This window comes from Thioclava sediminum, from assembly GCF_002020355.1.
Lineage (GTDB): Bacteria > Pseudomonadota > Alphaproteobacteria > Rhodobacterales > Rhodobacteraceae > Thioclava > Thioclava sediminum.
The window spans coordinates 323,228-347,307 of the sequence record NZ_MPZV01000004.1 but is presented as its reverse complement, the minus strand read 5'-3'; the positions used below and the strand labels follow the sequence as shown (position 1 = coordinate 347,307).

Sequence of the window (24,080 nt, the reverse complement as noted above, 5' to 3'; positions counted from 1 at the left end):
GAAACCCTTGCCAGATCGTCCCTTTTCGGGCTTGATCGCCGCAATTACTGGCGCGGCGGGGAGAGGGCGACATGATCACGGCGAAGAAACGCATCTGGGGCTGGTGGTTCTTCGACTGGGCGAGCCAACCCTATAACACGCTGCTGGTCACCTTCATCTTCGCCCCCTTCGTGAAAGACCTGATGGGCTCGGGCACGGCGGCGCAGACCGTCTGGGGCTATGGCGTCGGCATCGCCGGGATCCTGATCGCGCTCGGCTCGCCCTTCCTCGGTGCGGTCGCGGACCGCTCGGGACGGCGGATGCCGTTCATCTGGGTCTTCTCGGTGATGTATGTGCTGGGCGCATGGGGCCTGTGGTATGCGGTGCCGGGCGATTTCAAGCTGATGGCGATCATGATCAGCTTCGCCATCGGCATGATCGGCATGGAATTCGCGACCACCTTCACCAATGCGATCCTGCCTGACCTCGGGCCCCGCGAAGAGATCGGGCGCATCTCCGGCTCGGGCTGGGCGTTCGGCTATATCGGTGGGATGATCACGCTGTTCATCATGCTTCTGCTGCTGCAGGCGAGCCCGACGACCGGGAAGACGATGCTGGGGATCGACCCGCTCTTCGGTCTCGACGTCGCCACGCGAGAGGATACCCGTGCGGTCGGGCCGCTCACCGCGATCTGGTATGCGGTCTTCATGATCCCCTTCTTCTTCTGGGTGCGCGAGCCGCGCAAACCCGACGCGCTGCCCATCGGCACGGCGCTGCGCGGCGCATGGCCGGAACTGCGCGCGACGCTGAAGGCGCTGCCGCGCCGGCGCTCGCTGACCTCTTTCCTGCTCAGCTCGATGTTCTACCGCGACGCGCTCAACGGCATCTACACCTTCGGCGGGCTCTATGCGGCGGGCGTGCTGAACTGGTCGATCACGCTGATCGGCATCTTCGGCATCCTCGGCACGATCACCGGGGCGACCTTCGCATGGCTCGGCGGCAAGGCCGATGACCGCTGGGGGCCGCGCATGGTCATCATCACCTCGCTGGTGATCCTGACGCTGGTCGTGATCGGCATCGTGATGATCTCGCGCGAAAGCGTCTTCGGAATGGCCGTCACCCCCGACAGCAAACTGCCAGACATCGCCTTCATGGTGCTGGGCGGGATGATCGGAGCCTGCGGCGGCGCCCTGCAATCGGCCTCGCGCACGATGATGGTCCGTCAGGCCGACCCGGAAAAGATCACCGAGCATTTCGGCCTCTACGCGCTTTCGGGCAAGGCCACGGCCTTCATCGCGCCGCTCGCCATCGGGATCACGACGCAGATAAGCGGAAATCAGTCGACGGGCATCACACCGATCATCGTTCTTTTGCTTTTGGGGCTGGTCCTGCTAGGATTCGTGAGAAGTCACGGAGACCCTGCGCCCGAAGGACCCCCCTCATCATGATCGCGAAATTTCTCGTCGCCGCTCTTTCTTTCAGCCTTATTTCTGCGCCCACATTCGCCGAACCGCTCGCCCGCCAACTTTTCGGCTCCAAGGCGAGCGCTTCGGCGCAGGCGCCTTCGGCCATCGGGTTTTACTCGCGTGGCTGCGCCGCAGGCCTCCAGCGCATGCCCGAGAGCGGCCCGACATGGCAGGCGATGCGCCTGTCGCGCAACCGTAACTGGGGCCAGCCCGCGATGCTGACCTACCTGCAGGATCTGTCGCGCTACGCCGCGTCGCTGCCGGGCTGGAACGGTCTCTATATCGGTGACATTTCCCAGCCGCGCGGCGGCCCGATGACCGGCGGCCATGCGAGCCACCAGATCGGACTGGATGCCGATATCTGGATGCTGCCCGCGACGAACCTGAATCTCAGCCGAGCCCAGCGGGAGAAAATCTCCTCGATCTCGGTGCGCACCGCCGATCAGCGCCACACCAATTCCAACTGGACGCCGCAGCACCTCGCGCTGATGCGCCACGCCGCTGCCGATCCGCGCGTCGACCGTATCTTCGTCGCCGCAGCCGTGAAGATCGCGATGTGCAACACGGTGCCGCGCAACGATCGCGCATGGCTGCAGAAGATTCGTCCGATGTATGGCCACAACACCCATTTCCACGTCCGCCTGAAATGCCCGCCCGGTGCGCGCTATTGCGAGACGCAGAAGCCGACCGTGGCGCAGCTGTCGAAGGGAGGCGATGGCTGTGACGACACGCTGAACTGGTGGGTGACCGATTATCTCAACCCGCCGAAGACTGCGGCCAAGCCCAAGCCGAAAGGGCCGCCGAAGAAAAACGCCAAAACCTACGTCATGTCGGACCTGCCCAACCAATGCCGCGCCGTTCTTACCTCGCGCTGATTGCAGGTGCGGGGCTGGCCATTCTCGGAGGGCTCGCGCCCGCCGGGCCGCATCCCCGCGCGCAATTCCTGCAAAGCTATCACTGGACCATGCCGGGCGTGTTCGTCTTCGGCGGGTTTTCAGGGCTTGAGCTGGGACCGGACGGAGGCGATTTCGTCACCCAGTCGGATCGCACGACGATCTGGCGCGGGCATCTCGATCGCGACGCCGCTGGCCAGATCAAGGACGTGAGGGTCACCCAAGGGCCGAACTGGCTGCACAGCTCCAAGGGAGAGGCGTTGACCCGTCATCTGGGTGACAGCGAAGGCTTGGCGCTGGCGCCGGACGGTTCGGTCTATATCTCCTTCGAGGGTCTGGCGCGGGTGTCGCATTTCCCGACCGATGGCGGCCCGGCCGAATTGCTGCCGCGCCCGGATGCCTTTGCGAAGATGCAGAACAACTCCTCGCTCGAGGCGCTGGCGATCGACGATCAGGGCACTCTCTACACGATGCCCGAACGCTCGGGCGCGAAAGACAGGCCCTACCCGGTCTGGCGCTATCGCGACGGCAAATGGGATCAACCCTTCGCCATCCCGCGCTCCGAGAACTGGCTACCCGTCGGTGCGGATTTCGGCCCCGATGGCCGCTTCTACCTGCTGGAGCGCGACTTCTGGGGGCTACTGGGCTTTCGGACGCGCGTTCAGGTATTCGACATCAACGGCGACTCGATCTCGGGCGGCGAGGTTCTTCTGGAAACCGGCGCCGGGCGTCACGACAATCTCGAAGGCCTCGCGGTCTGGCGCGACGACAGTGGCGCGATCCGTCTGACGATGATTTCCGACGATAATTTCCGGTTCCTGCAGCGCACCGAGATCGTGGAATACGTCCTGCCTGAGACGCGCCGCACCGCCAAAAAGGATTGACGCAACGCGTTCGAGCGCGTATCGCGCGCCCTTGCCCGGAGGGTTCCGGGCCATGTCTCCGCTACCATGTAAAAACGGTTGAACATCATGACCCGCTATATTCCTGGCATCATTGCCATGGCCATTATCGTCGTGGCCTCGAACATCCTGGTGCAATTCCTCGTCGGCGACTGGCTGACCTGGGGCGCCTTCACCTACCCCTTCGCCTTCCTCGTCAATGACGTGATGAACCGCGTCTACGGCCCGGGCGCCGCGCGCCGCGTCGTGGCCGCCGGTTTCGTCGTGGGCGTGATCTGCTCGCTCATCGGCAGCCAGATCATGCTGCAGGGCGACGGCTACACCTATCCCGCCGTCACGCTGCGCATCGCGCTCGGCTCCGGCGCGGCCTTCCTCGTGGCGCAGATGACCGACATCTTCGTCTTCGACAAGCTGCGCAATGGTGTCTGGTGGCGCGCGCCTGCGATCTCGACCCTGATCGGCGCGTCGCTCGACACGCTGATCTTCTTCTCGGTCGCCTTCTCGAGCGCGCTCATCTTCCTCGAGCCGTCGAATGACGTGTCCTGGGCCAATGAAACCCTGCCCCTGTTGGGCTTCGGGCCAACGGTGCCGCTCTGGGTGTCGCTGGCCACCGCAGACTGGCTTGTCAAACTTGCCCTGACTTTGATCGCACTGCTGCCTTTCAAGGCACTTGTTACGAAACTTTCTCCAAGGATTGCGTAATTTTTCTTGCCACACACAAAATCTGTGGCACGCTGTGGATAACGGCAACGCATGAAAGGAGGTGGTCCAGTGTCTAGAGTGATAGTGGAGAGAGGTGTCGGGACAGTGAGGGGGGCCGTGGCCTGAGGGCAAACCCTGGGGCAAAGAACCCTGACTGGGACGGCTGGATCCTTCGGACCCTAACCGGACCATCTCCGTAGATCTCGGAGGGCCATCTCGAACAGAGATGGCCCTTTTCGTGGGGCGTTCCTTAGCAAAAAGGAGCGCCCTTCGTCATTGACGTCGATCATCGACTCGGCCTCATTTCGCGCCCAACCTTCCTATGCGTCAACTTGTGTGGGAGGACACTATGCGCTTCACTTACCTCATCGCTGCGGCCTGTCTCGCCGCGACCCCGGCTATCGCTCAGGACGGCGATGTCGGCAAAGCTCTCTACGGCCAATATTGCGCCAGCTGTCATGGCGACGATGGCACGGGCACCGGGCCGATGGCAGAATATCTGAACGTGAAACCCGCCGATCTGACCGGCCTTGCCGCCGCCAATGACGGCGAGTTCCCGATGCTCAAGGCGATCCACATCATCGACGGACGCACGGGCGTGCGGGCGCATGGCGGGCCGATGCCGGTCTTCGGCGATGTCTTCATGGAACAGGGCGGACACGGTGCGCCGTATTACACCGACGTTCTGGCCACGCGCGGGCGCGTCCTTTCACTCGCGACATATCTTGAGTCGCTTCAGAAATAGGCGATAAGACGTTCACGATAGCACTGGTCTCGCGGGGTGATCTCGACTCCGCGAGCCGGATATGGTTTGCAGGAACCCGGGCGTCAGAGCCTTATTGGACGACATATCACCGGGAATGCAGATTGATGAGCGATATTGACGCGTTGAGCTTCGAAGAGGCGATGAAGGCTCTCGAGGAAGTCGTGGGCAAACTGGAACATGGCGACGTGCCCCTGGACGAGTCGATCAAACTCTATGAGCGCGGCGCCAAGCTGAAAGAGCATTGCGCCAAGCTTCTGAAAGAGGCCGAGGCGCGCGTTGAGAAAATCACGCTCAATGCCGACGGCGCTCCGAAAGGCACGACCCCCGCCGAAGGTCTGTAAATGTTCACCTCCCGTTTGAAAGAGGTGCATACGACCGTTCAGGTCGCGCTCGATGCCGCCGTGGCGCGCCAGCCCGAGGGGCCGCTGCGCGCCCCGATGCATTACGCGCTGCAGGGCGGCAAACGCCTGCGCGCCTTCCTCGCGATCGAAAGCGCCGCGATCTTCGGCATCCCGGAGGCGCAGGTGATGCCCGCTGCAGCCGCGGTCGAGGCGCTGCACGCCTATAGCCTCGTGCATGACGACCTGCCCTGCATGGATGACGACGATCTGCGCCGCGGCCAGCCGACAGTTCACGTGAAATGGGACGAGGCCACCGCCGTGCTGACCGGCGACGTGTTGCAGACGCTTGCGTTTGAGCTTTGCGCCGACCCCGTCCTCGGCCCGGCAGAGCGGCGCATCGCGCTGAGCCTCGCGCTTGCGAAAGCCTCCGGCGCGGCTGGGATGGGCCACGGTCAGGCGCTCGACATCGCCGCCGAAAGCGCCACCGATCCGCTCTCGCTCAGCCAGATCACCGCGCTGCAGGCGGGCAAGACCGGGGCGCTGATCTCGTTCGCGTCTCGCACCGGCGCGATCCTCGCGGGCGAGGACGAGGGCCCCCTCAGCGATTTCGCCGATGCGGTCGGTCTGGCCTTTCAAATTCACGATGACATCCTAGATGTGACGGGTTGCGAAAAGGCCGCCGGGAAACGGGTCGGCAAGGATGCCGAGGCCGGAAAAGCCACCTTCGTCTCGCTGCTCGGCCTCACCGGCGCGCGGCTCCGGGAGGGCGAGCTGATCGAGCAAGCCATAGACGCGCTTTCGCCTTACGGCGAGGAAGCGGAAAACTTGCGGGCCGCTGCGCGTTTCGTTATCTCCCGCGAGATGTAGCGCGCCTAGGGGGCAGCCAATGAGCGATAACCCGAACGACCAAACGGCCACGCCGCTCCTCGACAAGGTGCGACTGCCGTCCGATCTGAAAGGCCTTTCCGATCCCGAGCTGAAAACGCTCGCCACCGAATTGCGCGCCGAGACCATCTCGGCCGTGTCGCAAACCGGCGGGCATCTGGGTGCGGGCCTGGGCGTGGTCGAGTTGACGGTCGCGCTGCATGCCGTGTTCGACGCGCCGCGCGACAAGATCGTCTGGGACGTGGGCCACCAGTGCTACCCGCACAAGATCCTGACCGGGCGCCGCGACCGCATCCGCACGCTGCGCACCAAGGGCGGGCTGTCGGGCTTCACCAAGCGCTCCGAGTCGCCCTACGATCCGTTCGGCGCGGGCCATAGCTCCACTTCGATTTCGGCCGCGACCGGCTTCACGATGGGCCGCGAGCTGGGCGCCGAAACGGGCGACGCGATCGCCGTGATCGGTGACGGCGCGATGTCGGGCGGCATGGCCTTCGAGGCGATGAACCACGCGGGCCACTTGGGCAAACGCATGTTCGTCGTGCTCAACGACAACGAGATGTCGATCGCCCCGCCCGTCGGCGCGCTGTCGTCCTACCTCACCCGGCTTTATTCCGAGGCCCCGCTGCAGGACCTGAAATCCGCCGCCAAAGGCGCGGTCGGTCTGCTGCCCGTTCCGTTCCAGCAAGGCGCGCGCCGGGCGAAGGAAATGCTCAAGGGCATCGCCATGGGCGGCACCCTGTTCGAGGAGCTGGGTTTCTCCTATGTCGGCCCGGTCGATGGCCACGATCTCGACCAGTTGCTGCCGCTGCTGCGCACGCTCAAGGCCCGCGCGACCGGTCCGGTCCTGATCCACGCGGTGACGAAAAAGGGCAAAGGCTACGGCCCGGCCGAGAACCGCCCCGATGGCGGTCATGCCACCGCGAAATTCGATCTCAGCACCGGCGAGCAGAAGAAATCGCCCTCCAACGCGCCGAGCTACACCAAGGTCTTTGCCGAAAGCCTGATCAAGGAAGCCGCGAAAGACGAGAAGATCGTCGGCATCACTGCCGCCATGCCCGATGGCACGGGGCTGAAGCAATTCGCGGGCGTCTATCCGCGCCGCTGCTTCGACGTGGGCATCGCCGAGCAGCACGCCGTCACCTTCTCCGCCGGTCTCGCCGCCTCGGGAATGAAACCGTTCTGCGCGATCTACTCGACCTTCCTGCAGCGCGGCTACGACCAGATCGTCCACGATGTCGCAATCCAGCGCCTGCCCGTGCGCTTCGCCATCGACCGCGCCGGTCTGGTGGGCGCGGATGGTGCGACCCATGCGGGCTCGTTCGATGTGGGCTTCATGTCGTCCCTGCCCGGCATGGTCGTGATGGCCGCCGCCGACGAGGCCGAGCTGGTTCATATGGTTGCCACCGCCGCAGCATATGATGACGGCCCGATCGCCTTCCGCTATCCGCGCGGTGAAGGCATGGGCGTCGACATGCCCGAAGAAGGTGTGCCGCTGGAAATCGGCAAGGGCCGGATGATCGCGGAAGGCGCGCGCGTCGCAATCTTGTCCTATGGCACCCGTCTCGCCGAAGTGCTGAAAGCGCGCGAGGCGCTGCAGGCCCGCGGCCTTGCGCCGACTGTCGCCGATGCACGTTTCGTCAAACCGCTCGACACCGATCTGATCGACCGTCTGGTCGCCGGACACGAGGCGCTGATCTGTATCGAGGAAGGTGCGATCGGCGGCTTCGGCAGCCATGTCGCGCAATATCTGTCGGAGCAGGGCGTCTTCGATCACGGGTTCAAGTTCCGCTCGATGGTCCTGCCCGACACGTTCATCGACCACGCCTCGCCCGAGGACATGTATCACTCGGCAGGCATGGATGCGCCGCAGATCGAGGCGAAGGTGCTCGAGCTTCTGGGCGTCGCGGTCGCGAAACGCGCCTGAGATAAGTTATCCTTATTTTCGCGGCGGCTGCATAAGTCGAACTTATGCGGCCTCCGCCTCCTCCAGCAGGCCTTCCTCGACCAGCCGCCGCGCCCAGCCCTCCGGCCCGTCGAACAGATGCGTCTTCCAGCCAAACGTGTGCGCGGTCGCGATATTGTCGGCACGATCATCGGTGAAGATCAGATCCGAGCCGGACAGCCCCGACGCGTCCTCGACCATCTGATAGATCTTCGGGTCGGGCTTCGTGACGCCCATATGTCCCGAGATGAAATCCCGGTCGAAATCGCGCAGGAACGGGTAATGCGTGGCCGCGAAATCGTAGCTTTGAATTCCGAAATTCGTCAGGGAGAAAACCGGCATCCCCTTGGCCTGCAAGGATTTCATCAGACGCAGGGAATGCGGGATCTCGGGCGCGGCCATCTCGATCCAATCATCGTGCCAGCGCCGGATCGCATCGCGCCAGCTCGGGTATTTCTCGGCCCATGCGTAGATCGTCTCGCGGAACGGCGCGCCGCGGTCGATCTCGTCATTCATGCCGTGCAGATCGACCTCCGCGAACATCTGCTCGCGCGTCTCGCGCGGCATGATCCGGTCGTAATGCCGCTCCGGCTGCCATTCGATCAGCACGTTACCGATGTCGAAGATAACTGCCTTAACCATTCTTAACCTCTCTTGCTGCCGCCCGCGCGACCCGGTCGAGCGCATCCGAGAACCGCGCCCGGTCGGCCTTGGAAAACGGCTTGCCGCCGCCCTGCCGGAACGGATCGGCGGAGCGCAGATCCGCCATCAAATCCCGTGTCGCCAGGACGTTACCGATATTGGCGGGGGTCAGCGCCTCGCCATCGGGACGCAGTACCCGCGCGCCCGCCTCGACGCATTTCGCCGCCAGCGGAATGTCATTGGTGATGACCACATCGCCGACCCTCGCCCGCTCGGCGATATACATATCGGCCACGTCCGGCCCCTGATCGACATAGACCATCTCGACCAGCGGATTGGGCGAGGGTCGCAGCCCGCCATTGGAGACAAGCATCAGCTTGACGCCGAGACGGGTCGCGACCTTCTCGGCCTCAGCCTTCACCGGGCAGGCATCCGCGTCGACCCAGATCACGCCCAGAGCGCCTCGGCGTGGAACTCGATGTGATCGGGAATGAAGGTCGAGACGAAATAGTAGCTGTGATCGTAACCTTCCTGAATCCGGAAAGTGCCGGGCTGACGGCGCGCGGCCATCGCTTCGGCCAGCGCCTCGGGCTTCAGGAGATCGAGGAACTGGTCCGAGCCGCCTTGGTCGATCAGCATTTCGCCCGCAAATCCGCGCTCGCGGACCAGTAGCGTCGCGTCATGCGCGGCCCATGCGGCCTCGTTGTCGCCCAGATAGGCGCTGAACTGCTTGCGGCCCCAGTCGCTTTGCGTCGGGTTCGCGATCGGCGCAAAGGCCGAGACGGACCGGAAGCGCTCGGGCTGGTGCATCGCCAGAGTCAGCGCGCCATGCCCGCCCATCGAATGGCCGGTTATCGCCTGCCGCTCGGGGTCGATCTCGAAGGCGGCGTCGATGGCGTTCGGCAATTCCTCGGCGATGTAATCCCACATCCGGAAATGCGGCGCCCACGGGTCCTGCGTCGCGTTGACATAGAAGCCCGCGCCTTGGCCCAGATCGTAATCCTCGTGGTTGGCCACGCCCTCGCCGCGCGGCGAGGTGTCGGGGAACACGAGCGCGATCCCGTGCTCGGCCGCGAAAGCCTGCGCGCCCGCCTTGGTCATCGCGTTCTCATGGGTGCAGGTCAGTCCCGAGAGATACCACAGCACCGGCACCGGACCGTCCTCGGCCTCTCGCGGCAGGAACAGCCCGAAGGTCATTTCGCAATCATTGACCTTCGACGCATGCGAATAGACGCCTTGGACGCCTCCGAAACAGCGGTTTTCCGAGATCGTTTTCATCAAAGCCTCCTTAGCCGTGAACCCAATGGATGACCGCCGGAACCGTGAGGATCGAAACGGCGGTCGAGACGAGGATGGACGCCGAGACGCGCTGCGGCGCCACCCCGAAATGCTGCGCCAGAATATAGACATTGCCCGCGACAGGAAGGGCAGCGGCGGCGATCATCACGCCTGCCGCGAAGGGATCGACATCGAAGATCAGAAGCGAGGTGATCGCGATGGCGGCCGGGTGCAGGAAGAGCTTGCCGAAGGACAGCCAGACCGCCGGCGCGGGCTTCTCGGCCGATTTGCCCGCAAGCGAGGCGCCGATAGCGAACAGCGCCCCGGGCGTCGCGGCGGCGCCCAACAGCGTCACGAATTCCGACAGCGGGCCCGGCATCGGCAGCTTCAGCCCGGCCCAGGCGAGCCCCGCCACCATCGAGACGATCATCGGGTTCTTCACCAGCCCCAGCGCGATCGGCGCGAGCGAGACCTTCCCGTGTCGCGCGGCGGTGATGAAGATCGTGATGATCGAGGAAAACACGATCAGATCGCAGCTCAACACCATCAGCACCGGCCCGACCGCCGCCGGTCCCAGCAGCACCACCAGCATCGGCACGCCGAGAAAGCCGGTATTGCCGGTCATCGAGGTATGCGCCTCCATCGCGGAAAGCGCGGTGGGCAGCTTGCGCGCCTTGGCGACGGCGAAAGTGATCAGCCAGACCGCGCCCGATCCGGTCAGATAGGCGAGGATGAACTGCGGATCGACGAGCGCGGCCAGATCGAGATTGGCGGAGAATTTGAACAGCATCGCCGAGAGCGCGAAGTAGAAGACGAATTTCGTCAGCCACGCGGTCGCCTCGGCGGTGAAAAAGCGGATCTGTCCGGCGAACCAGCCAAGCCCGATCAGGGCAAAAAAGGGCAAGGTCTTCAGAAAGATCTCAAGCATGGCCAAGGGCTAGCATGCGGTTTTGGCAAGTGCCAGCTATGGAATGAGGTCTGCGCGCCCGTGGCGGGGTCGGGAAGCCTCCGGCGGGGATATTTTTGCCAAGCCGAAGGCAAAGCGCCTGTTTTCGCCTTGGCTCAAATATCCCCCGCGGAGCGTCCCGCATGTGCCGCTGGCGCGCGGGTCGGAGGTAAGGCTGTGTCAGCCGCCACCGATCAAGACACCGGCTGCGAAGACCAGCGCGCCGCCGAGCACGACCTGGAAGGCCGCGCGCAGGAAGGGCGTTTCCATGAAGCGGTTCTGGATCCAGGCGATGGCCCAGAGCTCGATGAACACGACGATGATCGCGATGGTGGTGGCGGTCCAGAAATCGGGGATCAGGTAGGGCAGCGCGTGGCCAAGGCCGCCCAGCATGGTCATCACGCCCGAGGCGATGCCGCGTTTGATCGGCGAGCCGCGGCCCGAGATCACGCCGTCATCATGCGCCGCTTCGGTGAAGCCCATCGAGATGCCCGCGCCGACCGAGGCCGCGAGGCCCACGAGGAAGGTGGTCCAGGGGTTTTGCGTCGCGAAGGCGGTGGCGAAGATCGGCGCGAGGGTCGAGACCGAGCCGTCCATCAGCCCGGCGAGGCCCGGCTGCACCCAGGTCAGGATGAACTGGCGGTGGGCCTGACGGTCCTCTTCTTCCTTTTCGCTCTCGGGCAGGTGGGTCGAGGTCAGCTCCTCGGCCTTTTGCTCGTGACCGAGTTCGGCCGCGGCGAGATCGCCCAGCAACTCGCGGGTGCTGGCATCCGAGCTGCGTTGGGCGGCCAGCGTGTAGAACTTGCCCGCCTCGCGCTCCATCGCCTCGGCCTCGCCGCGGATCGTGTCGAGCGACAGGTTCTTCGTCAGCCAGATCGGTTTGCGGTTGTAGAAGCCGGCGACATGTTCACGACGGATCAGCGGGATCACATCGCCGAAGCGTTCGGTGTGCCGGGCGATCAGGAGGCGGCGATGCTCGTCTTCCTCTTTCGCCATCTCGTCGAAGATCTTCGCGGAGGCTGGGAATTCGGCGCGCAGATGTTCGGCATATTGGCGATAGATGCGGGCGTCGTCCTCCTCGGAGGAGATCGCGAGCGCAAGCACTTCCTGTTCAGTGAGATCGTCGAAACGGCGGCGTGACGCGAAACCGGGAAGCATGGGAGGCCCTCTTTTTAGAACGGTTCTAAAATATGCCGAGTTGCGCCCAGTGCAAGGCAGTTTTTCGAACCGTTCAGTTCATTTGGTCTTGATTTCCGAACCGAACGGTTCATATTCAATTCCGAACCAAGTAGTTCAGTTATGGAGAACCGCTATGAAACGCCTCGCTTACGCCCTTGTTCTGTCTGTGTTTGGCGCGACCGCCGCATCGGCTGGCATCGGGGATTTCTCGCTGCCGCGTCTGGACTTCCCGACCACCGGGGCTCCGACCGTCACGCAAGGCTGCAACGATCTGACGCAGGTCTGCGCGGATAATTAATCGCGTCCGAGATGCGCTTCGCCCCGCTCGGCGGCGAGGCGCATCTGACGTTCGCGCTCGCGGAAGCGGTCGCGATCGGCATCGGAATATTCGCCGATGCAGCGGTGACAGGAGACGCCTTCCTCGTAATCGGGATGGCGTTTGTCTTCCGCGGAGACCGGGCGGCGACAGGCGTGACAGCTGTCGTAATCGCCCTGTTTCAGCCCGTGGCGCAGGCTCACGCGCTGATCGAAGACGAAGCAATCGCCCTGCCAGAGCGAGCCGTCTTCGGGCATGTCTTCGAGATATTTCAGGATGCCGCCCTTGAGGTGATAGACCTCGGGCACCCCTTCCGAGAGCAGGAAATTCGTCGATTTCTCGCAGCGGATGCCGCCGGTGCAGAACATCGCGACGCGCTTGTTGTGGAAGCGATGCGCATTGTCGCGCCACCATTGCGGAAATTCGCGGAAGGATTTCGTGCCGGGGTCGATGGCGCCCTCGAAGGTGCCGATCTCGATCTCGTAATCGTTGCGCGTGTCGATCACCACCGTGTCGGGCGAGGAGATCAGCGCGTTCCAGTCCTGCGGCTCGACGTAATGGCCGACGCGGGCCTTCGGATCGATATCGGGCTCGCCCATCGTGACGATCTCGCGCTTGAGCCGCACCTTCATCTTGCCGAAGGGCATCTCCTCGGCCGCGCTTTCCTTCCATTCCAGATCGGCACAGCCCGGCAAGCTGCGGATATGGGCCAGCACCGCGTCGATCCCTTCACGGGTGCCTGCGATGGTGCCGTTGATCCCTTCGCGCGCGATCAGGAGCGAGCCTTTCACGCCATGCGCGCAGGCGATCTTCGCCAGCGGGGCCTTCAGGGCCTCGGGGGACTCGAACCGGGTGAAATGGTAAAGGGCGGCAACGGTGAACATGGGCCCCGCATTAGCGCCGTGCGGGGGCGTTAGGCAAGAGCCGTTGACCATGTGGGGCCCGCGCCCTACCCATGGAGAGACCCTGCGGGAGAGACAAAATGACCAAAGCCCTGATCGTGATCGACGTGCAAAACGATTTCTGCCCCGGCGGCGCGCTGGCGGTGTCGGAGGGCGACGAGATCCTTCCGCGCGTGAATACGCTAATGACCGAGTTCGACACCGTGGTGCTGACGCAGGATTGGCACCCGGCGGACCATTCCTCTTTCGCGAGCCAGCACGAAGGCGGCGCGCCCTTCACGCAGGTGCATATGGAATATGGGCTGCAGACGCTTTGGCCCGATCATTGCGTCCAAGGCAGCAAGGGGGCGGAGTTCCACCCCGATCTGGCCGTGGACCGGGCGCAGCTGATCATCCGCAAGGGGTTCCGGCGCGGCGTCGACAGCTATTCGGCCTTCTTCGAGAACGACCACAAGACACCGACCGGGCTTGCGGGCTACCTGCGTGACCGGGGCGTCGAGGACCTGACCTTCGTGGGGCTCGCCACCGATTTCTGCGTCGCGTGGTCGGCGCTGGATGCGGCGAAGCTGGGCTTCCGCGCGACGGTGATCGAAGGCGCCTGCCGGGCGATCGACCTCGATGGGTCGCTGCAGGAGGCGCATAGCGAGATGCGCTCTGCCGGTGTGAAGCTGGAGGCCTGATCCATGGTCGACATCGCGAGCCGCGTCTATAACCACAAGTGGAAGATCGACCCGATCGTGCGGTCTCTGATCGACACGGATTTCTACAAGCTATTGATGTGTCAGTCGATTTTCCGCAACAAGCCGGAGACGCGGGTCAAGTTCAGCCTGATCAACCGCAGCAAGTCGATCCGGCTGGCGGAGCTGATCGACGAGGCGGAACTGCGCGAGCAGCTGGACTATGCGCGCTCGCTGAAACTGTCGCGCGGGGAAAGCACCTGGCTGCGCGGCAACACGTTCTACGGCAAGCGGCAGATGTTCCGCTCGGATTTCATGGAGTGGTTCGAGGACTATCAACTGCCGCCCTACCATCTGGAAAAGCGCGACGGGCAGTACGAGCTGACCTTCGAGGGCAAGTGGCACGAGGTCATGCTCTGGGAGATTCCGGCGCTCGCGATCCTGATGGAGTTGCGCGGCCGGGCGGTGCTGAACACGATGGGACGTTTCGAGCTGCAGGTGCTCTATGCGCGCGCGATGACGAAGGTCTGGGAGAAGATCGAGGCGCTGCGGGAGCTGGACAACCTGCGGATCGCGGATTTCGGCACCCGGCGGCGGCACAGCTTCCTGTGGCAGGACTGGTGCGTGCAGGCGATGCTCGAAGGGCTGGGTGACATCTCCGAAGGCGGCGCGTTCACCGGCACCTCGAACTGTCTGGTCGCGATGCGCCGCGACATCGAAGCGGTGGGCACCAACGCGCATGAGATGCCGATGGTCTATGCGGCGCTGACCAATAGCGATGCGGAACTGGCGAAGGCCCCCTACAAGGTGCTGGCCGATTGGCACGAAGAGCATGACGGCAACCTGCGCATCATCCTCCCCGACACCTATGGCACGAAGGGATTCCTCGACCATGCGCCGGATTGGCTGGCGGGCTGGACCGGCATCCGCATCGATTCGGGCGATCCGGCGACGGGGGCCGAGATCGCGATCGACTGGTGGAAAGCCCGCGGCGAGGACCCGCGCCAGAAGCTGGTGATCTTTTCTGACGGGCTGACCGTCGACAAGATCCGCGAGTTGCACGCGCAGTTCGCCGGTCGGGTGAAGGTCAGCTTCGGCTGGGGCACGCTGCTGACGAACGATTTCCGCGGGCTGGTGCCGAATGACGCGCTCGCGCCGTTCAGCCTTGTGTGCAAAGCGGTCGAGGCCGATGGGCGCCCGACGGTGAAGCTGTCGGACAATCCCGCGAAGGCGATGGGCCCGGAGGACGAGATCGCCCGCTACAAGCGCGTCTTCGAGGTCGGCCAGCAGCAGGCGATGAAGGTCATGGTCTGAGCGGTCAGGTGATCGCGTTCAGGATCAGGTAGACCACCGCCGAGAGCGCAGCCGAGGCCGGCACCGTGACGATCCACGCCGTGGCGACCGTCATCATATGCGAGCGGCGCACCAGAAGGCGGCGCTTGCGCTCTTCCGGCGGGACGGGCTTGCCCTTGCGGATGCCCAGCTCGCGGGCGCGCTTCTCGGCGTGCCATTCGCGGTAGAAGCCGACGCCGAAGATGCCGCCGACCGCGATATGGGTCGAGGAGACCGGCAGGCCCAGCCACGACGCCACGATCACCGTGATCGCCGCCGAAAGCGCCACGCAATAGGCGCGCATCGGGTTGAGCTTGGTGATCTCGTTGCCGACGAGGCGGATCAGCTTGGGCCCGAACAGCAGCAGGCCGACGGAAATCCCCAGCGCGCCAACAGCCATCACCCAGAACGGGATGCCGACCTCTGCGGCGATATCGCCCTGCTCCACCGTGTGCACGATGGCCGCGAGCGGGCCGACCGCATTGGCGACGTCATTCGCGCCGTGGGCGAAGCTCAGCAGCGCGGCAGAGACGACGAGCGGCAGGCCGAACAGCGTCTTGAGCGATTTCTTGCGGTTCTCCATCCCCTCGGATTGGCGGCGGATCATCGGGATCGTGACGAGCCATCCAATGACACCGACGACGAGGCCGATCAGGACCGCTTCGACAATCGTGATCTTGAACAGGTGCTTGAGGCCCTTGAGCGCGAGATAGGCGGCGAAGGCCCCCGACATGATGCCGATCAGGATCGGCACCCATCGGCGCGCGGCGGCGATCTTGTCATCGACATAGATCACCTTCGTCTTGATCAGCGCGAGGAAGGCGGCCGCGATCACGCCGCCCATGACCGGAGAGATCACCCAGCTTGCCGCGATCTTCGCCATCGAGACCCAATCGACCGCCCCGAAGCCTGCCGCGACGATGCCCGCGCCGACGACGCCGCCGACGATGGAGTGGGTGGTCGAGACCGGTGCGCCGAGCCATGTCGCGAGGTTCAGCCACAGGGCCGCGGCCAGCAGGGCCGCCATCATCGCCCAGACGAAATGCCCGGAATCGGGCAAGGCGGTCGGCTCGATGATCCCCTTCGCGACGGTTTTGACGACATCGCCGCCCGCGACGAGCGCGCCCAAGCTTTCGAAGATGGCGGCGACGATCAGCGCCCCGATCAGCGTCATCGCGCGCGACCCCACGGCGGGGCCCATGTTGTTGGCAACGTCATTGGCGCCGATATTCAGCGCCATATAGGCCCCGATCGCTGCGGCGGCGATCACCACCAACTGGCCGGGCTGCCCGCCCACCAACACGGCGGCCACCAGACCGACGAGCACGATGAAGGCCAGCGCAATTCCCGGCGCGACCATGCCGCGCGCCACGAATTGCCCGGCACTTTCGACGCGCCCGATCCGCTTGAGATCCTTGTCGAGCGTTTTCCACTGATTGACGCGGGACTCGTTGTCTTGATTGGCCACCGTCACGAACCTGTCATCTAATTGTCAGAAGTCCGCGCGGACCTAGCGGGTTTGACCCGTTGTGACAAGGCGTTCGACGGCTTTCGGGCTCAGAGCTTGCGCAAAAGCTTCTGTAGCCCCTCTTCCGCGACCAGCTTCGAGGCCTGCTTGGGCGCGAACCATTTGCGCTTTCGCTGATGCTCTTCGGGAAAGGACTTCATCAGGGTCTCGACCCGCATCGGGAAGACCACGACATCGGTGGGCGTTGCCAAGCCGCTATCGAGAACCTTGTCGTAGCGGAACGCCCCGGCGGGCTCCTTTTCGATCTTGCCGACCGCCCCGGCCTCTTCCCATGCCTCCTGCTTGGCCGCGCCGGACAGCGAGCGGCCCCGCATCGGCCAGCCTTTCGGGATCACCCAGCGCCCTGTGTCGCGCGAGGTGATCAGAAGGACCTGGGTCTTGCCGTCACGGATTCGCAGACAGAGCGCCCCCACCTGCAAAGAGGCGGGGCGATACCCCAGCAAGCCCTTCGCGACGGATTTCGCCCATTTCATCGACTGGCCTCCCATGGCGGCGTACGGTTCTCCAAATGCTGTGCGAGTTCAAGCGCACGCTCTAAATATAGTCTTTGGCGCGGATCGGAACCCGGTGCCCGGGTCACAATCCAGCCAGCAGACGCGAAGGCTCTCAGCGCCACGAAAAGCGGCAGAAGTGCCTCCTGATCGGGCGGAAGCGGGCGCAGGCTGCGATAGCCCTCGACGAATCCTGCGGCCTGTTCGCCCCAAAGCGGGTCGCCCCAGCCCTGCACCAGCGCCGTCGCGAGGTCGTAGAGCCGGTAGCCCGGCCCGCAATCGTCGAAGTCGATCAGAGCGAGCCCGTGCGGGGTCGACAGCACGTTCTCACGCAGGCAATCGGCGTGGATCGGACCGTAGTCCTGCGCCTGCGCCAAGAGCGCACGCGCAAGATCGCGGCCCGAAGACAGCGTTGCGGCCTCAACTTCCGAAAGCTGAGGATGTTCCCAGAAACGTCCCCAAAGGGGCTTCTCCCCCAGAAACCCCTCGCCATCCCACGGGTTCCGGTCGAACCCATCGGGTGGGGCGGCATCGCTGCTGATGTGCAGTTGCGCGATCAGGCGGCCCAGCGCATGAGCCTCGGCGCGCACCGCCTCGGGCGAGCCGGAAAGCGGCTGGTCGCCCGCGCCGATCGGCGCGCCATCCAACCACTCCACGCAGGAGGTCACGCGGTTGCGAACGCTCCCCGTCAGCGCCCCGTTCAGCGCACGCACCGGGCGCGGCACCGGCATCCCCTGATCGGCGAGGCTTTCGCACCAGCGCAGCTCGGCCTCGATCCCTTCGCGGCCCTGATAGCCGGGACGGTGAAGCCGCAGCGCGACATGGCGGCCATCCTTCAGATGCGCCTCGAAGACGATATTCTCGCGATTCTTCACCAGACGCGGCGGCGCGCTCGCCTGCCCCCAGGAATAGAGGGCGGAGTCCGCCATCGCCTGTGCGGTCTCGTCCGAAATCATGCCGGAAGCTCCTCGAAACTTTGCGCAAGTTTCTCCAGCATTTCATCGGCATCGGCCCGATTGAAGACCATCGGCGGGCGGATCTTGAGAATGTGTTGTGCCCGGCCAACCCGGCCCATCAATACATGGCGCTCGCGCATCGCCTCGACGATCCGGCCCGCGGCTTCGCTGGCGGGCTCGCCGTCTTGCGCAAGTTCGATCCCGAGGAAGAACCCCAAGCCGCGCGCCTCAGTAATCAGAGGATGGGACAGATCGCGCAGCCCTTGCAGAAGGTAGTCGCCGACCTGCGCCGCGTTCTCCTGCAAGCCTTCGTCTTCGATCACGCGCAGGGTCTCCATCGCCGCGGCGACCGAGACGGGATTGCCGCCGAACGTGTTGAAATAGCCGAAGGCCTCGCGGAAGGCGGCCATCACATCGGGCTTCGCCACCAGACCCGCGACCGGATGACCATTGCCCATCGGCTTGCCCATCGTGACCACGTCGGGCTCGAAGCCCAACCATTCGTGGCCCCAAAAATGCGAGCCGATCCGACCAAATCCCGGCTGCACCTCGTCGCACAGGATCAACCCGCCCGCGCGGCGGATCACCTCGACGGTCGGGCCTAGGAAACCGGGCGCGATGCCGGGCATCCCTTCATTGGCGAAGATCGGGCAGAGCATGAACCCCGCGAAGCCGTGGCCGCTCTCTTCCAGCTCGGCAATCGCTTGGGCCACATTCGCGGCGAAGGCCTCGGGCTGCGCGTCAAGCGATCCGCCCAGAGGCGCGAGACTGTCGGGCGCGGGCACCCGGCGGATATGGTCCGGCCAGCCCCCGATCGGCGGGCGGCGAGTCGAGAGATGCGCCACTGCGGTGGTGTTGCCGTGATAGGTGTTGTCGGTCGCGATGAAGCCGCGCTTGCCAGTCACCGCCTGCGCCATGCGCAGCGCGACGTCGTTGGCCTCCGACCCGGTGCAGGTCATCAGAAGCTGGCCGTCAAAGCCGAACTTGCCCAGCAGCGCCTCGGCATAATCGAGGATACCCTCATGCAGATAGCGCGTGTGGGTGTTCAGCGTCGCGGCCTGTTCGCAGATCGCCTTCACGATGCGCGGATGGCAATGGCCGCAATGGGCGACGTTGTTATAGGCGTCGAGGTAACGCTGGCCGTCGGCGTCGAAAAGCGAGCTGCCCTGCCCGCGCACGATCTCGACCGGACGCGCATAGAAGGTCGGCACGTTCGGCCCCAGAAGCCGCTCGCGCCGCGCCAAAAGATCATTCCCCATCCGAGACCTTCCCGCGCAGCGCTTTCTTCTCGCCGTGGATCGCCTTCGCCTTCAGCCGCCGCTTCTTCGAGCCGAGCGTGGGCCGGGTCGGGATGCGCTTCTTGGGCTTTTCGCAGGCCTTGCGGATCATCTCGGCGAGGCGGTCGCGCGCGATCTCGCGGTTGCGCGCCTGACTGCGCGTGTCCTGCACCAGAAGCAGAAGCGCGCCGTCGCTGGTCCATCTGCGGCCCGCGATCCGACGCAGGCGGTTCTTCACCGGTTGCGGCAGGTGCGGCGAGCGTTCGGCCTCGAAGCGCAGCTCCACCGCGGTCGAGACCTTGTTCACATTCTGCCCCCCCGGACCTTGCGCCCGGGTGAAGGTTTCGGTGATTTCCCAATCCTCGATGGTTATCTGATCGTTGATCCGCAGCATGGGCCACAAGCTAGCTCACGCTGCGAAAAACGAAAGCCCCCTTCGGCTTGGCTCAAATATCCCGGGGGAGAGGCGCACGGCGCCGAGGGGGCGGCGCCCCCTCTTTCTCTGTAGATTGTCGCCCTCCGGCGACGGGGGGCAGCGCACCTTTACCCCGCCAGCAACCGCGCCCCGTCATGGCCAGTGATGCGCACGGTCATCAGCGTGCCTTCGAGCTGGTCCGCTTCGAACGCCACCTCGGCAAAGCCTTCGGTGCGCGCGACGCGCGGGGTCTCGGTCAGTACGAGCTGTTCGGTGCCGACCTGCGCGTCGAGATGGGCGGCAAGCGCGGCCTCGCCCTTCGCGCGCAGTCGGGCCGCGCGTTCCTTGACGATCGGGCCCTTCACGGCCGGCATCCGCGCGGCGGGCGTGCCCTTGCGCGCGGAATAGGGGAAGACATGAAGGAAGGTCAGCCCGCAATCATCGACGAGCCGCAGGGAGTTCTCGAACATCTCCTCGGTCTCGGTCGGGAAGCCCGCGATGATGTCCGCGCCGAAGACGATCCCGGGGCGCAGCTTGCGCGCCTCTTCGGTGAAAGCGATGGCGTCGTCGCGCAGGTGACGGCGCTTCATCCGCTTGAGGATCATGTCGTCGCCCGCCTGAAGGCTGAGATGCAGATGCGGCATCAGGCGCGGCTCGGTGGCGATCGCCAGCATCAGGTTCTCATCGGCCTCGATCGAGTCGATGGAAGAGATGCGCAGGCGCGGCAGGTCCGGCACGAGGCGCAGGATCCGCATCACCAGATCGCCCAGACGGGGCTCGCCCGGCAGGTCCGCGCCCCAGGAGGTCAGATCGACCCCGGTGAGGACGACCTCGTTGAAGCCGCGATCCACGAGGCGCTTGATCTGCTCGACCACGACGCCCGCCGGCACCGAGCGCGAATTGCCGCGCCCGAAGGGGATGATGCAGAAAGTGCAGCGGTGATCGCAGCCGTTTTGCACCTGCACATAGGCGCGATGGCGGCCGAACCCGTCGATCAGGTGACCGGCGGTCTCCTTCACCGACATGATGTCGTCGACCATCACGCGCTCGGTCTCGCCGATGAAATCGGGGCCTTGCGGGGCGAGCTGCGCCCAGGTGTCGGCCTGCATCTTCTCGTGATTGCCGATGATCTTGGTGACCTCGGGCATCGCGGCGAACGTCTCGGGCTCGGTCTGCGCGGCGCAGCCGGTCACGATCACCGGCACGTCCGGGTTCTCGCGCGACAGACGGCGGATCTCCTGCTTGGCCTTGCGCACGGCCTCGGCGGTCACGGCGCAGGTATTGACGACCACGGCCCCTTCGAGCCCGGCGCCTGCAGCCAATTCCTTCATCGCCTCCGTCTCATAGGCATTGAGACGGCAGCCGAGGGTCGAGAAAACGGGCGGTTTCATATCGCGTCCAGAAAATCTTGGGTGAGGGTCGCATCGAAGACATGCGCGGTGGGGCCGGTCATCCAGACGCCATCGTCGCGCCAGTCGATCTCCAGCTGGCCGCCATCGACATCGACGAGGACGCGCTTGCCGGTGAGGCCCCGCAGATGCGCGGCGACGGCGGTTGCGCAGGTGCCCGAGCCGCAGGCCAGCGTGATGCCGGTACCGCGCTCCCAGACGCGCATCCGCAGATGGTCGGGGCCGATCACGCTGGCGAATTCGACATTGGTGCGCTCGGGGAACAGGGGATCATGCTCGATCACCGGGCCTTGGCGATCCACTTCGACCGCCTCGGCATCGTCGACGAAGAAGACGCAATGCGGGTTGCCCATGCCGACCGCGATCGGGTCGCCGCCAAGCGGCAGATGCGCCGGATCGATGCCGGGCAGAATCGGAATTTGCGCCGCTTCGAGAATCGGCGCGCCCATATTGACCGAGACCATCCCGTCCTCGCGCCGCACCGCGGCAAGCTGGCCCCGCTCGGTCAGAAGCGTGACATCGGTCCGGTCGAGCTGGCGCATCATGTAATCGCTCACGCAGCGAGTCGCATTCCCGCAAGCGCCGGCCCGCGTACCGTCGGAATTCCAGAATTCGAGCGTGAAATCAGCCCCTTGTGCAGGGCGGATCACAGCAAGCTGGTCAAATCCCACACCGCGATGCCGATCCCCGAGCGCACGCGCGAGCGCAGGCGTAACCGGATCGTCGCCCGCGCGGGCGTCGATCACGACGAAGTCATTGCCGAGCCCATGCATCTTCATGAAGGGCAGTCCGCTCTGTGTGCGCTTTGTATTCATGGCGCGCGATATACGCCCGCGCCAAGGTTTTTTCCAGATGTGCAATTTTTGTGAATTTTATGCCTTGACCCCCCCGGCGGGGGTTTGTAGAGACGCGCCCTGTGATGGGCCGTTAGCTCAGTTGGTAGAGCAACTGACTTTTAATCAGTGGGTCGCAGGTTCGAATCCTGCACGGCTCACCATCATTCTCAAGGGCTTAGCCTTAAAAGGCTGAGCCCTTTGAATTTTAAGTCCCCCGCTGGGGGACATATGGGGGACAATTCGCTCCGCCCTTCTCCACCCAATTCACCTCATTACTCTCTCAAGCTGTTCGATCCGGCACTTTGATTCTGATCGAGATGCAGCTATCCCGAAACTGAGGCTTCGAACTGCGTTTCGAGCCCCTTGCTTGGAGCAGCGTTTACTCGGCAGGGAACGTTTTGGCGTCTTCGGAGAAGGGAACAAGTGGATCCTCAGCGCGACATTGATTTGATAGACGAACTTCGCTCTCAAGCTACGGAGACAGCTTGGCTTGAGTTCAAAGAGAACTTGGGTGACGAAAACCGCATAGGAAAACTCATCTCTGCCCTTTCAAACGCTGCGCGCCTCGAGGGGAAAGAAAATGCGTTTCTGGTCTGGGGCGTTGAGGACGGCACGCATGACGTCGTTGGCACCAAGTTCAATCCATTCACCAAGACGGTTGGCGCGCAACCTTTCGAACTATGGCTGCGACAAAGGCTCAGCCCAGCGCCAGTGCTCAAATTTCGTTCCGTGGATCACCCGGAGGGCAAGCTGGTTCTTCTCGAAATCCCGGCTCCGACTATGGCGCCAACAGCGTTTGAGAGCGTTTCCTATGTTCGCGTCGGAAGCACGACACCTAAGTTGACCGACGATCCTGCCAGATACCAAGCTCTCATTGAGAAAATGAGGCCCTATACTTGGGAGCATGGCATAGCAGCGACTTACGTGCCTGCGTCAGACGTTCTGAAGCTGATAGACTTTGCTTCCTATTTCAGGCTCACCGGGCAATCTGTCCCAACCAACGACGAAGCGATTCTGTCCAAGCTGCAATCTGATAAGCTTATCCAGGCCGATGTCGGAGGCCGCTGGAACATCCTCAATCTCGGCGCCATCTTGTTCGCGTCTGATCTGGACGAGTTTGAAACAAGCTTAGCGCGGAAGGGGGTAAGGTTCGTCCGATATGCGGGCTCCGACCGCACCGCTACGGTGAGCCACAGGCGTGATGGTAAGAGGGGATACGCTGTTGGCTTCGAAAACCTTCTCGAGTTTATAAATGGCCTGCTTCCGCAAAACGAACACATTGGGCAAGCGCTCCGTGTCGCTCAACCTCTTTTCCCCACTCTCTCGATACGCGAGCTGGTCGCGAATGCTCTGATCCATCAAGATATGACCATCTCCGGCGCAGGCCCGCAGATAGAACTATTCGAAGACAGGATCGAGATTACGAACCCAGGGCGTCCGTTGATGGAAACGGAACGTATGATCGATCAGCCCCCACGTTCACGCAACGAAGCAATGGCTTCTCTTATGCGGCGTATGGGTATGTGCGAAGAGCAAGGGAGCGGGCTTGATAAGGTGTTCAAAGAGGTGGAGGTGTGCCAGCTGCCAGCGCCGCTTCTGAAAGCCGGTGATAGCTCTATGCAAGTCGTTTTATACGGGCCGAGGCGATTTGCAGAAATGAGCGCTGAAGAGCGTGTCCGAGCTTGTTACTTTCACGCGGTCCTACAGTTCATGGGGGGCGAAAGGATGCGGAATAACACGCTGTGCGCTCGCTTTGGCATCGATGCCAAGAACGCCGCCCAAGCCTCTGGCGTAATCCGAAAAGCACTTGAGTTGGAGCTCATCAAAGTTGCTGACGCTGAGCATCCTAGGGCGGGCTACTACCCTTGGTGGGCTTAGGCCAACTATGACCTTTTAACTGGATGCGATGGACTCTTGACCCACTCTTGATTCATTGGGCCAAACGAAAGGTGGCAACAAGAAAATTTTGAGCACCTTCATGCACTTATGGCTTACTGGAGTTTCAATTTTTTCTTGATTC

25 protein-coding genes and 1 tRNA gene are annotated in these 24,080 nt (G+C 63.8%); 13 read left to right on the top strand and 13 right to left on the bottom strand.

Features of this window, described 5'->3' with window-relative positions:
• Nucleotides 1-71: 71 nt before the first annotated feature.
• The 8 genes from BMI91_RS17055 to dxs all read left to right on the top strand — a co-directional run bounded on the left by BMI91_RS17055 (nucleotide 72) and on the right by dxs (nucleotide 7,858).
• The gene (locus tag BMI91_RS17055) at nucleotides 72-1,427 is read left to right on the top strand and encodes an MFS transporter (protein WP_078606009.1); all 1,356 of its coding nucleotides are present in this window, start codon (nucleotides 72-74) and stop codon (nucleotides 1,425-1,427) included.
• A complete protein-coding gene (mepA, locus tag BMI91_RS17050; protein ID WP_078541653.1) occupies nucleotides 1,424-2,320 on the top strand; it encodes a penicillin-insensitive murein endopeptidase in 897 nt (298 codons plus the stop codon). The genes BMI91_RS17055 and mepA overlap by 4 nt, the downstream gene beginning before the upstream one ends.
• The gene (locus BMI91_RS17045) at nucleotides 2,293-3,222 is read left to right on the top strand and encodes an esterase-like activity of phytase family protein (protein WP_078606008.1); all 930 of its coding nucleotides are present in this window, start codon (nucleotides 2,293-2,295) and stop codon (nucleotides 3,220-3,222) included. The genes mepA and BMI91_RS17045 overlap by 28 nt, the downstream gene beginning before the upstream one ends.
• 87 nt (nucleotides 3,223-3,309) lie before the next feature.
• Entirely contained in the window at nucleotides 3,310-3,942 is a 633-nt protein-coding gene (locus BMI91_RS17040) for a queuosine precursor transporter (RefSeq protein WP_078551120.1), read from the top strand.
• Nucleotides 3,943-4,291: 349 nt separating this feature from the next.
• Entirely contained in the window at nucleotides 4,292-4,687 is a 396-nt protein-coding gene (locus BMI91_RS17035; protein WP_078522294.1) for a c-type cytochrome, read from the top strand.
• 125 nt (nucleotides 4,688-4,812) lie between these two features.
• Nucleotides 4,813-5,049, top strand: coding sequence for an exodeoxyribonuclease VII small subunit (locus tag BMI91_RS17030; RefSeq protein WP_078522293.1), 237 nt, complete (start codon nucleotides 4,813-4,815; stop codon nucleotides 5,047-5,049).
• The gene (locus BMI91_RS17025) at nucleotides 5,050-5,916 is read left to right on the top strand and encodes a polyprenyl synthetase family protein (protein WP_078606007.1); all 867 of its coding nucleotides are present in this window, start codon (nucleotides 5,050-5,052) and stop codon (nucleotides 5,914-5,916) included.
• Between the two features lie 19 nt (nucleotides 5,917-5,935).
• Nucleotides 5,936-7,858, top strand: coding sequence for a 1-deoxy-D-xylulose-5-phosphate synthase (dxs, locus tag BMI91_RS17020; RefSeq protein ID WP_078606006.1), 1,923 nt, complete (start codon nucleotides 5,936-5,938; stop codon nucleotides 7,856-7,858).
• Nucleotides 7,859-7,900: 42 nt separating this feature from the next.
• On the opposite strand, the gene BMI91_RS17015 is transcribed toward dxs, so the two are convergent.
• The 5 genes from BMI91_RS17015 to mbfA all read right to left on the bottom strand — a co-directional run bounded on the left by BMI91_RS17015 (nucleotide 7,901) and on the right by mbfA (nucleotide 11,900).
• Nucleotides 7,901-8,518, bottom strand: coding sequence for an HAD family hydrolase (locus BMI91_RS17015; protein WP_078606005.1), 618 nt, complete (start codon nucleotides 8,516-8,518; stop codon nucleotides 7,901-7,903).
• Nucleotides 8,511-8,969 (bottom strand): YaiI/YqxD family protein, encoded by a 459-nt coding sequence (locus tag BMI91_RS17010; protein WP_078606004.1) that lies wholly within the window; start codon nucleotides 8,967-8,969, stop codon nucleotides 8,511-8,513. The genes BMI91_RS17015 and BMI91_RS17010 overlap by 8 nt, the downstream gene beginning before the upstream one ends.
• Nucleotides 8,966-9,796 carry an S-formylglutathione hydrolase gene (gene fghA / locus BMI91_RS17005; RefSeq protein WP_078606003.1) on the bottom strand — a complete coding sequence of 277 codons (831 nt, stop codon included), beginning with the start codon at nucleotides 9,794-9,796 and terminating at the stop codon, nucleotides 8,966-8,968. The genes BMI91_RS17010 and fghA overlap by 4 nt, the downstream gene beginning before the upstream one ends.
• Nucleotides 9,797-9,806: 10 nt before the next feature.
• Nucleotides 9,807-10,724, bottom strand: a complete 918-nt coding sequence (locus BMI91_RS17000) for an AEC family transporter (protein ID WP_078606002.1) — start codon at nucleotides 10,722-10,724, stop codon at nucleotides 9,807-9,809.
• Nucleotides 10,725-10,922: 198 nt separating this feature from the next.
• Nucleotides 10,923-11,900 carry an iron exporter MbfA gene (gene mbfA, locus BMI91_RS16995; RefSeq protein ID WP_078606001.1) on the bottom strand — a complete coding sequence of 326 codons (978 nt, stop codon included), beginning with the start codon at nucleotides 11,898-11,900 and terminating at the stop codon, nucleotides 10,923-10,925.
• A gap of 154 nt (nucleotides 11,901-12,054) precedes the next feature.
• Between mbfA and BMI91_RS20085 the strand changes: the two genes are divergently transcribed.
• Nucleotides 12,055-12,219, top strand: coding sequence for a hypothetical protein (locus tag BMI91_RS20085; protein WP_158522192.1), 165 nt, complete (start codon nucleotides 12,055-12,057; stop codon nucleotides 12,217-12,219).
• Here the strand turns inward: BMI91_RS20085 and trhO are convergent.
• Entirely contained in the window at nucleotides 12,216-13,121 is a 906-nt protein-coding gene (gene trhO / locus BMI91_RS16990) for an oxygen-dependent tRNA uridine(34) hydroxylase TrhO (protein WP_078606000.1), read from the bottom strand. The two genes, BMI91_RS20085 and trhO, sit on opposite strands and share 4 nt — an antisense overlap.
• 98 nt (nucleotides 13,122-13,219) lie before the next feature.
• Here trhO and pncA point away from each other — a divergent pair, with 98 nt between their 5' ends.
• Both pncA and pncB read left to right on the top strand, forming a co-directional pair.
• Entirely contained in the window at nucleotides 13,220-13,819 is a 600-nt protein-coding gene (gene pncA / locus BMI91_RS16985; RefSeq protein WP_078605999.1) for a bifunctional nicotinamidase/pyrazinamidase, read from the top strand.
• 3 nt (nucleotides 13,820-13,822) lie between these two features.
• Nucleotides 13,823-15,130: a nicotinate phosphoribosyltransferase gene (gene pncB, locus BMI91_RS16980; protein ID WP_078605998.1), complete on the top strand. Its 1,308-nt coding sequence runs from the start codon at nucleotides 13,823-13,825 to the stop codon at nucleotides 15,128-15,130.
• A gap of 4 nt (nucleotides 15,131-15,134) precedes the next feature.
• On the opposite strand, the gene BMI91_RS16975 is transcribed toward pncB, so the two are convergent.
• From BMI91_RS16975 to dapF, 7 genes are all read right to left on the bottom strand, one after another.
• Complete coding sequence (locus BMI91_RS16975) at nucleotides 15,135-16,616, bottom strand: inorganic phosphate transporter (protein ID WP_244176671.1); 1,482 nt, start codon at nucleotides 16,614-16,616, stop codon at nucleotides 15,135-15,137.
• Nucleotides 16,617-16,705: 89 nt separating this feature from the next.
• On the bottom strand, nucleotides 16,706-17,149 hold the full coding sequence (locus tag BMI91_RS16970) for an NUDIX hydrolase (protein WP_093477238.1): 444 nt from the start codon (nucleotides 17,147-17,149) through the stop codon (nucleotides 16,706-16,708).
• Complete coding sequence (locus BMI91_RS16965; RefSeq protein WP_078605996.1) at nucleotides 17,146-18,123, bottom strand: phosphotransferase enzyme family protein; 978 nt, start codon at nucleotides 18,121-18,123, stop codon at nucleotides 17,146-17,148. The genes BMI91_RS16970 and BMI91_RS16965 overlap by 4 nt, the downstream gene beginning before the upstream one ends.
• Nucleotides 18,120-19,382 carry an aspartate aminotransferase family protein gene (locus tag BMI91_RS16960; protein WP_078605995.1) on the bottom strand — a complete coding sequence of 421 codons (1,263 nt, stop codon included), beginning with the start codon at nucleotides 19,380-19,382 and terminating at the stop codon, nucleotides 18,120-18,122. Before BMI91_RS16960 ends, BMI91_RS16965 begins: the two co-directional genes overlap by 4 nt.
• Nucleotides 19,372-19,794, bottom strand: coding sequence for an alternative ribosome rescue aminoacyl-tRNA hydrolase ArfB (gene arfB, locus BMI91_RS16955; protein WP_075775325.1), 423 nt, complete (start codon nucleotides 19,792-19,794; stop codon nucleotides 19,372-19,374). Before arfB ends, BMI91_RS16960 begins: the two co-directional genes overlap by 11 nt.
• Nucleotides 19,795-19,943: 149 nt before the next feature.
• A complete protein-coding gene (mtaB, locus tag BMI91_RS16950) occupies nucleotides 19,944-21,206 on the bottom strand; it encodes a tRNA (N(6)-L-threonylcarbamoyladenosine(37)-C(2))-methylthiotransferase MtaB (protein WP_078605994.1) in 1,263 nt (420 codons plus the stop codon).
• Nucleotides 21,203-22,039 (bottom strand): diaminopimelate epimerase, encoded by an 837-nt coding sequence (gene dapF / locus BMI91_RS16945; protein WP_078605993.1) that lies wholly within the window; start codon nucleotides 22,037-22,039, stop codon nucleotides 21,203-21,205. The genes mtaB and dapF overlap by 4 nt, the downstream gene beginning before the upstream one ends.
• Nucleotides 22,040-22,145: 106 nt before the next feature.
• Between dapF and BMI91_RS16940 the strand changes: the two genes are divergently transcribed.
• Both BMI91_RS16940 and BMI91_RS16935 read left to right on the top strand, forming a co-directional pair.
• Nucleotides 22,146-22,221: transfer RNA gene (locus BMI91_RS16940), tRNA-Lys, on the top strand.
• 262 nt (nucleotides 22,222-22,483) lie between these two features.
• Nucleotides 22,484-23,938: an ATP-binding protein gene (locus BMI91_RS16935; protein WP_078605992.1), complete on the top strand. Its 1,455-nt coding sequence runs from the start codon at nucleotides 22,484-22,486 to the stop codon at nucleotides 23,936-23,938.
• The last annotated feature ends 142 nt before the right edge of the window (nucleotides 23,939-24,080 follow it).